Below are 10387 nucleotides of genomic sequence, written 5' to 3'. Positions count from 1 at the left end.
CAATCCCCGCTTGGGATTTACTTCGACCAAGCCCAAAATCGCTGAAACCCAGATATATCAAGGAAAATCATAAATCGAGGTTAACCCTTTGTCCCGTAATGGTTTGAGCCTTTTTTGCTGACCGAAAACGCCTAAGTCCCAATAGGACTGATCTAGAGACTACAACCAGAGACAAATCGATCGCCAAGTATTGAACTTTTTAACCAAACCACAATTCTATGTCAAAAAAATCATTTTTACCCGGTTGTTTAGTCGTCTTAGGACTAACAGCAGTAACCGCAGGAGGTGTCTATCTTTATCTACGAGGACAACTACCTTGGCAAAGATTCACCCCCTTAGAATCGGCAAAAGTTATCCCAGAAACTGCCTTTGCTAGTAGTTTTGTCTCCACGGATGCAAAAGCTTGGTCAGTGTTAGCTAAATATGGTACACCTGAATCACGAACTGCGGTTAGTCAAGGACTAGAAGAATTACAAAAAAATATCTTCACCGATAAGATTGATTATCAACGGGATATCGAACCTTGGATCGGTAGTATCAGCTTTGCTTTTCTTCCGGCAACTAAACCGGGGGAATCGGGAATCTTAACGGTTATCGGGATCAAAGATAAAATTAAAGCGTCGGAATTCGAGAAAAAACTAGGACAACAAGTTAATCGCAAAACTAGCACCAGTGACTACAAAGATATTAAAATTACTGCTATAGATTGGCAGGATAACACCACCATTTATACTGCCGTTGCGGGAGATTTTTTGTTGATATCCTACGATAAAAAGGTGTTAGAATCGGCGATCGATACCTACCGAGGACAGCCATCTTTTAGCAGTAAACCAGAAGTGAGAAAACTGCTTTCCCAATCCCTCAACCTACCCAATACCCTAGCGACAATTTATATCGATGATTATGCCGGAATCTTGGGAGCAGATGCTAATTTATCCCCCCAAAGTCGGCAAGAATTAGCAAAAATTCAAGATATTGTCGCGGGAGTGGGTGTCACCGATACGGGATTACAATTACAAATGGTGGCTAAACTTGCTCCTGAAACTATTTCTACCCTACCTTCCCCTAGCAGAAATCAAGTTTTAAATTATTTCCCCGGAGATACCATCGCAGTCTGGAGCGGTAATAATCTTAAACAGGGATGGGAAGAAGTAGAAAAACAGTCCCAAACTAACCCAGAATTACAAGTTTTTCTGCGTCAGATCCGTGAGAATTTTCAGATGGCAACCCTTGACGCGGATAAAGAAGTTTTTAACTGGATGGATCGAGAATTTGCTTTCGGAATTATCCCCAACCAGCAAGCGCTGGGAGGGTTAGGTTTTGGGGGAATGATGATCTGGCAAACCGGCGATCATAAAGCGGCAAAAACTACCATCGAGAAGTTAAATCAATTGGTGAAAACTGTTCCTGTTATCACCATAAAAAACAGTCAAATTTCCGGTGAAGATGTGACTGAATGGAAAGCGGAAGAACAAGCGATTTTAACCTATGCTTGGCCTAATAATGATACCTTAAAAATGACCGTCGGAATTCCCTATCAACCCCAACCGAATCAACCGATTAGCCAAAGTGAGAATTTCCGAGTATCTACCGCTAATCTACCCAAGAATAATCTCGGTTATTTCTTCATCGATGTGGAGCAAATTATCGCTAAAGCGGGAGGAATTAATAATCTTCCTGCCACGGAATTAACCCCGGAAACAAAAGCCTTTTTAGAATCGGTACGCGGGATCGGAATTACTGCCACTATGCCTGATAAAACCACCAGTAAAATTGATGTTTTATTTTCCCTGAAACAAACTCCCTAAAAAGTAACCGACTAGATAAAGCGATCCACAGAGAATTATCTGACTATCGGCAGATTCTTGGATGGCTTTTTTTAGTCCTAAAAATACATCGGAACAAGTCTCTAGGTGAGATAATTCTGGACAAATTGAAGCCGCTAATTCCGCTAATGTTTCAGGATTGGCACTGCTATGATCTGGCACAGGAACTAAATATAAACTATCGCCTTTTCTTAATAAAGCTTGGAATATTTCCCGATGATCTTTGGTCGATAAAATTCCCATCACCCAGATAATTTTTGGGGCTTTTAAACTATCTACATACTGCCTTAAACCAATAGCAGCAGCAGGATTATGAGCGCCATCTATTAAGATTTCTCGCTGACACCAATTAACGGTTTGTAACCGTCCTAACCAGCGAGTTTTTGCCATTCCTTCTTGCACGACTTCATCGCTAATTTGCCAACCTTGCTGACGTAAAATATTAACAACAGCGATCGCTATAGCAGAATTAGTTAATTGAAAATCTCCCGCTAAGGATAAAGGATATTCTAACCCTTGATATTTAGCGCGATTATCAGCAATTTTTTCGGCAGCTTCTACCCATACCGTCGGACAATTTAACAGCTTGATTCTCTCCCTAACTACCCCCTGCGCTGATTCCGGTAATTGTCCGATAACTGCCGGACAATTCGCTTTTAATATCCCCGCTTTCTCCCCGGCAATATCAGCAACCGTGGGACCTAAATTTTGCCAATGTTCCCGACTAATAGAAGTGATGACAGTAACTAAAGGTTGAGCGCAGATATTAGTAGCATCTAATCTTCCTCCTAAACCCACTTCCATCACGGCAATATCCACCTTTTCCTGAGCAAAATACAGCCAAGCAGCGGCAGTAATTACCTCAAATTGAGTAGGACTTTCCTGCTGGGGATCGATACGCGATTGTATATACTTAAGCAGGTTTTCTAAAGTCGCAGTTTCAATATTTTCGCCATTAATAGAGATTCTTTCCGTCCAATGAATTAAATGGGGAGAAATATAACGTCCGACTTTGTAACCAGCAGTGCTGAGAATAGAGGATAGATAGGCACAAACTGAACCTTTGCCATTAGTTCCCGTGACATGAATAATCGGAATTTTATCTTGGGGATTGCCTAAAATCTCCAGCAGATTTTTTATTCTTTCTAAACCGAGATTAACCCCAAAACGCTGAAAAGATTGCAGTAAAGAATCGATAGTCATGGTCGGTAAACTATAAATAAAGGAATCCGGGTAGGAGCATCGATCCTACCCGCACGGATGACCCTTTCTGTGGGTAGTAATGTCTAAAGTTTGACTAAAATGCTCGGTTCTTTTTGGATCGGTAAAACATCAAGAGAGTCAATATTAGCGCAGTATTTTAAATCTTCTTGACAGTGGAGACGCAAGAGGCGCTGACCGTGACTACAACTGTGGAACATTCCTAAAAGATCATTTTGCCATTGACGATAAAGAGCGATCGAGGCAATAACCTCATCATTCCCGATCGCCATTTGCCCCGATTGTTCTTGTAGCGCATCGGCGATCGCTCCAGCACAGGCCGTATCTTCCAAAGAATAACCCCCTTCCCAACCAGAGCCAACAATCCAGACGGTATCGGGCTGCTTATCCAATAGGTAATTAACGGCAGCTTGCCGATTGATCATGGCCGCAGTGATCACGATCGGGGATTCTTCCACTCTTTGCAGAGCGCGAGTGCCGTTAGTGGTGCTGATAAACAGACGACGACCTTTCATTAAATCAGGGGTACAATCGAGGGGAGAATTGCCCAGATCGCAGCCTTCCACTTTCGCGCCACCTCTTTCTCCTGCCCGGAGACGTTTTTCCGGTTGCCAGCTATCACTCACCTGCATCAGGGTTTTCAGATCGCTAAAGGTTTGCACTGCTTCCGCACCGGCATTGAGGGCAGTGGCGATCGTGGTTGTCGCTCTTAAAACATCGATAACGACGGCGCAATCGGGTAGAGTATGGACGGGGGTAAGTTCGGGAGTATGATAAATGAAAACCTGCACGAGTTATACCAAGTAAAAAGTAAAGGGGGGAAATAAGCTCAACATACCGTCGCTCGGCGTCGCGCTGGCAGAAGAAAGACAAGGCCGATTTTATCACAAATGTCGGGGTGAAGACCGTTCGGCGATTCGGCTGAGTTTACCGTCGAAGTCTTCCCCGAACGTCCTCAAAATCGGTAAAACCCTACACCCCACACCCCACATCCCACACCCTACCCCCAAGAAAAACTTTTTGCCGCAAACCCTATTTATGATCCGATTGGGGAGGTAATTGTCGAATGGAAAAATTAGAACAATATCGTCACTATGTCAAGCAAGTCATTACTGAATATTCTCAGATAGGTTCATCTAAAGATCCGATTGAACAACAATTGATTTTTGATACAGTTGGCGATCACTATCAATTGATGTATGTTGGCTGGAAAAATAGACGAAGATATCATGGTTGTGTTTTGCATCTCGATATTAAAAAGGGTAAAATCTGGATACAACATGATGGCACTGAGGTAGGAATTGCCAATGAATTAGTTAATTTAGGCGTTCCTAAAGAAGATATTGTTTTAGCCTTTCATGAACCCCTAGTCAGAGAATATACAGGGTTTGCGGTGGGTTAATCTTAATTAGAGAAAGTTGACAACAGTATTGTCATAAGTAGGTAGGCATTAAAAATTATCAGACACCCCCCTTATCAAGGGGGATCCCCCCGCCTATCGGCACCCCCCTTATCAAGGGGGGCAGGGGGGATCGACACCCCCTTATCAAGGGGGATCCCCCCGCCTATCGGCACCCCCCTTATCAAGGGGGGCAGGGGGGATCGAACCTAAAATCCATTTTTAATTTAATTATAACCAGCTACTTAAAATAGGCTCAACAGGAGAAAAATTTAGAAAGATTATCGAAAACAATTGACAAAAATCTTAGCAATGTCTGTCCGACGGCAATTGTTGAAACCACAGAAGTTAGCACTAACAATTAGTCAAAGCGCAAAATTATCCTAACCTAATCATAGCTTAGGCGACAAACAGGATCAGCAAGAGACTTCGATTTTTTTACCTTGCTGATCTCTGTATTTCTTTGTTAACAAAACTTAACAATTATCGGCAAAATTTTGCTTGCTTTTGTCGGCAGATTTTGAGATAATATTTTTAAAAGATTTTATTCATAATGGTAATCTGTGCGTCTAAAAAAAATTTGCACGGATTCCCATTATAAGAAAAGCATAGCGCAAGTCGCCGGCAAAGTCAAGTCTTTTCCCATTAATTAGGGAAGGTTTTTGAGCCACCAGCTTGAAAATCTTGCAGCTGCTGGGCCAAACAGGCCGCCAAACCCCTTACCTCGTCTATATTTCACATTTATTCAGCCAACCCTACCTAAATCTCTGCTGAAGGTGGAGATCAAAGGCTGTTTTAAACTAATGCTTTACTGCGATCGTTAGAAGTATCCCCAAAAATTACCCCTCGTCGAATCAAATCCTGTTTTTGTTCCGGAGTGATACCCCTTGCATCGATAAAGATAGCGTTTTCAACTTCCGCCCAACTCAGGTTAGCCCAACTCAGGTTAGCCCATACTAGGTTAGCCTCTCTCAGGTTAGCCCTAATCAGGTTAGCCTGAATCAGGTTAGCCTCTCTCAGGTTAGCCTCTCTCAGGTTAGCCCTACTCAGGTTAGCCCTACTCAGGATAGCCCCACTCAGGTCAGCCTCACTCAGGTCAGCATCACTCAGGTTAGCCAGAATCAGGTTAGCCCCTCTCAGGATAGCCCCCCTCAGGTTAGCCCCCCACAGGTTAGCCTCACTCATGATAGTCCCTCTCAGGTTAGCCCCCCACAGGTTAGCCCCTCTCAGGTTAGCCTCACTCAGGTCAGCCACAATCAGGATAGCCCCACTTAAATCAACTTGTTGTAGAGTTGTCTTATCGATTGTTCCCTCTCGAATTGCCTTAATTAATTCGGCTTTTTCAATAACTTTTGCATCTGTAGTGAACTCTGCTTTTTTGACGATAATTTCGGGTATATCGTCTGATTTAAGTTCATTGAGAAGGGCTTGCAATTCCCCCGATTGATGTAAATCTGCTAGGCGCTGTAGTCCATCTTCCGAACCTTCTAAAAATAGCCGAATACTGCCTTTAAGTTTCATAATAGGCTTGATCGTGTTGTCTCTGGCGATTTTTTGAATAAGGTTGTTAATCTTATCAATTTTCTCTGGTGTCAGGTCGTCTATATCTACCTCAATAACTAATTCAAAAACTTTATCTGATTGCTGAGGTTGAGGTTTATTGTTATGATCAAATGTCTGAGAATTATCTCTATACCTTGCCAAAGCAGTAATCAGATTACTCTTTCCAATCTTTTCATCTGTTTGCGCTGACAAGATTTTAAATAAACTAGAAGCCGCATTCTTGATTGACTGTTCTTCTGTCCTAATTTCTTTTGCTAGATAAGCATAGGTTTTATCATCAAAAATACCTTTTAATATTTTTGTCTCCACGTCCGTTAATCCCTTGTTTGTATGCTTTTTTTTCAGATCATTAACCAGTCTTTCTAATTCAAACCAAGAAAGGGTTTCAATTTCAGTCATTTTTAGTTCATTCATTATCATTATTTTTATAGGTAACAGGACTTAAGATTACTTTTCAGTACCCTGTCAGGTTACTTGAGAGTACCTAAAAAAAGTACCATTTTCATGACTTTTGAGTAACGACAAATAATCAGAATTTTTTTAATCTAGAGATAGTTCACCCCCTAAGTAAAAGGATTGATGATTATGTATAAATATTGGTTAAAGTACAGAGAAGACCTTGTCAGTCTTGCCAAAATTACCAGCACGATAATTGCGATCGCATCATTTTTAGGCTTCTCTTTGCCAGAGAAATTTCCACCTACCCCCTGCCAACCGACGGCAATTGTTGAAACCACAGAAGTTAGCACTAACAATTAGTCAAAGCGCAAAATTCGCCTAACCTAATCATAGGTTAAGCGACAAACAAGATCAGCAAGAGACTTCGATTTTTTTACCTTGCTGATCTCTGTATTTCTTTGTTAACAAAACTTAACAATTAGGGGCGAAATTTTGCTTGCTTTTGTCGGGAGATTTTGAGATAATATTTTTAAAAGATTTTATTCATAATGGAAATCAGTGCGTTTTTAAAAATTTTGCACAGATTCCCATTATAAGAAAAGCATAGCGCAAGTCGCCGGCAAAGTCAAGTCCTTTCCCATTACTTATGGGTGCGAATTTCCCGGAATCAAAAAAGGGGGTTAATGGTGAGTCAGACCAAATATGGGTTACACTTCATCTTTAAATGGGAAACGCTGTCATTCTTTGTAGGGAATATGACTAGACAAACCGCTAATCTCGGACAAACAGGAATTTCCGTCAGTGCCTTAGGAATTGGGACTTGGGCATGGGGAGATAAACTATTCTGGAACTATGGCAAGGAATACGGAGCTAGTCAGGTAGAAGCGGCCTTTAAAGCGGCAGTAGAGGCAGGAATCACCTTTTTTGACACTGCCGAAGTCTATGGACTGGGGGAATCGGAACGACTCTTAGGAAAATTTACTCAAGAGACTGATATTCCCATCGATATTGCCAGCAAATTTGCCCCCGTACCGTGGCGATTTGGGGCGAATGCGGTTCATAATGCCATTACAGAGAGCTTAAACCGTCTAAAAACCGATAAAATTACCCTTTACCAAGTACATTGGCCCTTCACCTTCCTGATTAGCCAAGAAACCCTAATGAATGCCCTAGCTGAAGAAGTAAAACGAGGCCGTATTGCTGCAGTGGGTGTAAGTAATTATTCCGCCGAGCAAATGCGTCAAGCAAGCCAGATTTTGGCGAAAAAAGAGGTTCCCTTAGCGGTCAATCAGGTGCAGTATTCGCTTTTGTATCGCAAAATAGAAACTAAGGCAATTTTAGCCACAGCCAAGGAATTAGGTGTCACCATCCTCGCCTACAGCCCCCTCGCTCAAGGACTACTGACGGGTAAATATAGCCCAGAAAGCCAGAATTTGCCCGATGGAGCCAGAAAAGTTGACTCGCGGTTCAAAAAAGAAGGTTTGGAGAAAATAGCCCCAATTTTAAGGGTAATGCAAGAATTGGGCGCAAAATACCAAAAAACCCCCGCACAAGTGGCCCTCAATTGGTTAATCGCCCAAGGGGATGTGATTCCCATTCCGGGGGCAAAAACTGCGGCCCAAGCGAGGGAAAATGCTGGGGCGTTAGGATGGAGTTTAGAAGCGCGAGAGGTGACGCAATTAGAACAGTTGAGCCGACCTTGGCTGTAAAAATCAAAACTTTTGATTTTTGATCACCATTCTGGAAAAAGTCTCTAACTTTTTGGTGATCAAGATCAAAACAGGCTACAATCTTTAGATACTACTGTACTACTTAAGAAAACTGGGACAAAATTAATGGCGACAACGACAAGTAATCCTGATCGAGATAAAGCCTTAGGCTTAGTCTTAAATCAAATCGAGCGCAACTTTGGCAAAGGTTCGATTATGCGTTTGGGAGACGCGACCCGGATGCGGGTAGAAACCGTGCCTAGTGGTGCTTTAACCCTAGATATGGCTTTGGGTGGCGGCCTACCGAAAGGCCGCATCGTCGAAATTTACGGGCCAGAAAGTTCTGGAAAAACCACTTTAGCCCTCCATGCGATCGCAGAAGTGCAGAAAGCTGGGGGAGTGGCAGCCTTTGTCGATGCGGAACACGCTTTAGATCCCACCTATTCGGAAGATTTAGGGGTAGATATCAATAATTTACTGGTGGCACAACCGGATACAGGGGAGGCAGCCTTAGAAATAGTTGACCAGTTAGTGCGTTCTTCGGCCGTGGATATCGTTGTCATCGACTCGGTGGCCGCTTTAGTGCCGCGGGCGGAAATTGAAGGGGAAATGGGGGATAATCAGGTGGGTTTGCAGGCCCGTTTGATGAGTAAAGCCCTGCGAAAAATTGCCGGTAATATTGGTAAATCGGGTTGTGTGGTGATTTTCCTTAACCAACTGCGGCAAAAAATCGGTGTCACCTACGGCAATCCTGAAGTGACCACCGGGGGGACGGCCTTAAAATTTTATGCCTCGGTACGTTTAGATATCCGTCGCATTCAAACTTTGAAAAAAGGCACGGAAGGGGAATACGGAATTCGGGCTAAAGTTAAGGTGGCTAAAAATAAAGTTGCGCCTCCTTTCCGGATTGCTGAATTTGATATTATCTTCGGTAAAGGCATTTCCCAAGTGGGTTGTATGCTCGATATCGCCGAACAAACGAACGTAGTTACTCGCAAAGGGGCATGGTATAGCTATAATGGCGAAAATATTGCCCAGGGTCGCGATAATGCCGTTAAATATCTCGAAGAAAAGCCAGAAGTAGCGGCGGAAATTGAGAAGTTATTGCGGGATAAATTAGACATGGGTTCGGTTCCTTTCCCCACGGAACCGGCCGATGAGGACGACGAGGAAGATCTGGAGCCAGAAATCTAAAAGAAGACGGTTTTAGGTCTTGGTTATCCCCCGATTTTGGGGGATTTTTTAGCTTCAGAATCGATAGATTTAGCGGCTTCTAACCATGATTGTAAACCTTTTTTAGTTGGTGTTCCTTTAGGGGTAAAAGTCCATAGATCTCGTTTATGTTGGGGTCCATAGCTGATATGAATCGGGCGATTAATTCCGTAAAAATAGAGAGAATCAAAGGGTAATTTTTGGGTTAAAATCCAATCGATCAGGCGATCGCTCGTTAAATCGATAATCCGAAAATCACAGGCTGCCCCCAATCGCTGACAATAATATTGACCTTTTTGATTAATTTCGTGGGCGCAATGTTGATCGCAACTGGGATCGATTCTACCGTTTTTTAAGCCAGTGATTGGGTCTTTTTTTTGGAGAAGTTTTCTCAGATCATTGGAACAAAATCCGTAGGTTAATTGGAATTTTTCTCGACCAAAGTTATCAATAATTGGATCGATAATAAAGTGAGCGAGATTTTGCCAAGCGGTTATCGTTTCAGGATTTTTTGGGTAGGGATCGATTTGCGCTGCATACTTTTGATAGGTTTGGGAACAGGTAGATAATTCTTCTAGGCTTAAATATTTACCAATTAACATAATCAGTTATCAGTTTTTAGCTATATCCTATCACCCCATTTACCTATTTTGCCAAAGCTGCTTTTTTGCGACCATAATAAACAGCGATAAAAGCGCTGGCATACATCCATAAACTATAGACAATTGCGGGAATGGCTAGATCGGGATTCTTTAATAAACCGGCAGTGATAGCAATAGCTAAAGTGCCGCTTTGAATACCCACTTCAATTGCGATACAAATTCTTTGGGGAATAGTTAATTGAATTGACATCCTCGCCGCCGTAAAACGGACGGCGATTCCTCACCACGCCACTTTTTTAGGGTGGTCGCTGAACGGGGTTGACGCTTCACCGAAAAATGCTTAATTGCTTAAGTCTGACACTTTCTCCACGTCCGTTTTCAGTGTCCGAATGCCCTCCGGCCACTTTGAACAAGTCGAAAAAATCTCATGTTCAACCTTATTTCCTAGAAAGTTTT

At 42.6% G+C, this 10387-nt stretch carries 9 protein-coding genes and 1 pseudogene; 5 read left to right on the top strand and 5 right to left on the bottom strand.

The window, feature by feature from the left end; genetic code table 11:
• Positions 1–218 precede the first annotated feature (218 nt).
• A complete protein-coding gene (locus tag IM319_RS04360; protein ID WP_287734763.1) occupies positions 219–1808 on the top strand; it encodes a DUF3352 domain-containing protein in 1590 nt (529 codons plus the stop codon).
• On the opposite strand, the gene IM319_RS04355 is transcribed toward IM319_RS04360, so the two are convergent.
• Entirely contained in the window at positions 1782–3029 is a 1248-nt protein-coding gene (locus IM319_RS04355) for a bifunctional folylpolyglutamate synthase/dihydrofolate synthase (protein ID WP_287734762.1), read from the bottom strand. The genes IM319_RS04360 and IM319_RS04355 overlap by 27 nt on opposite strands.
• A gap of 83 nt (positions 3030–3112) precedes the next feature.
• Positions 3113–3838: a 2-phosphosulfolactate phosphatase family protein gene (locus IM319_RS04350; RefSeq protein WP_286824723.1), complete on the bottom strand. Its 726-nt coding sequence runs from the start codon at positions 3836–3838 to the stop codon at positions 3113–3115.
• A gap of 275 nt (positions 3839–4113) precedes the next feature.
• Between IM319_RS04350 and IM319_RS04345 the strand changes: the two genes are divergently transcribed.
• The gene (locus IM319_RS04345; RefSeq protein ID WP_002748301.1) at positions 4114–4449 is read left to right on the top strand and encodes a XisI protein; all 336 of its coding nucleotides are present in this window, start codon (positions 4114–4116) and stop codon (positions 4447–4449) included.
• Between the two features lie 792 nt (positions 4450–5241).
• Here the strand turns inward: IM319_RS04345 and IM319_RS04340 are convergent.
• Complete coding sequence (locus IM319_RS04340) at positions 5242–6429, bottom strand: pentapeptide repeat-containing protein (protein WP_287734761.1); 1188 nt, start codon at positions 6427–6429, stop codon at positions 5242–5244.
• 165 nt (positions 6430–6594) lie between these two features.
• Here IM319_RS04340 and IM319_RS04335 point away from each other — a divergent pair, with 165 nt between their 5' ends.
• From IM319_RS04335 to recA, 3 genes are all read left to right on the top strand, one after another.
• The gene (locus IM319_RS04335) at positions 6595–6768 is read left to right on the top strand and encodes a hypothetical protein (RefSeq protein WP_199273215.1); all 174 of its coding nucleotides are present in this window, start codon (positions 6595–6597) and stop codon (positions 6766–6768) included.
• 395 nt (positions 6769–7163) lie between these two features.
• Positions 7164–8117, top strand: a complete 954-nt coding sequence (locus tag IM319_RS04330; protein WP_287734760.1) for an aldo/keto reductase — start codon at positions 7164–7166, stop codon at positions 8115–8117.
• A gap of 126 nt (positions 8118–8243) precedes the next feature.
• Positions 8244–9311 carry a recombinase RecA gene (gene recA / locus IM319_RS04325; RefSeq protein ID WP_286824728.1) on the top strand — a complete coding sequence of 356 codons (1068 nt, stop codon included), beginning with the start codon at positions 8244–8246 and terminating at the stop codon, positions 9309–9311.
• 23 nt (positions 9312–9334) lie between these two features.
• Here the strand turns inward: recA and IM319_RS04320 are convergent, their stop codons facing one another.
• The gene (locus tag IM319_RS04320) at positions 9335–9931 is read right to left on the bottom strand and encodes a hypothetical protein (RefSeq protein ID WP_287734759.1); all 597 of its coding nucleotides are present in this window, start codon (positions 9929–9931) and stop codon (positions 9335–9337) included.
• Between the two features lie 43 nt (positions 9932–9974).
• Positions 9975–10172, bottom strand: a pseudogene (locus IM319_RS04315) (bile acid:sodium symporter family protein); the annotation flags it as partial.
• Positions 10173–10387 lie beyond the last annotated feature (215 nt).

The sequence above is a fragment of the Microcystis sp. M113S1 genome, from assembly GCF_020246945.1.
In the GTDB taxonomy this organism is placed as follows: Bacteria; Cyanobacteriota; Cyanobacteriia; order Cyanobacteriales; family Microcystaceae; genus Microcystis.
This window is presented reverse-complemented; position numbering and strand designations above follow the sequence as displayed.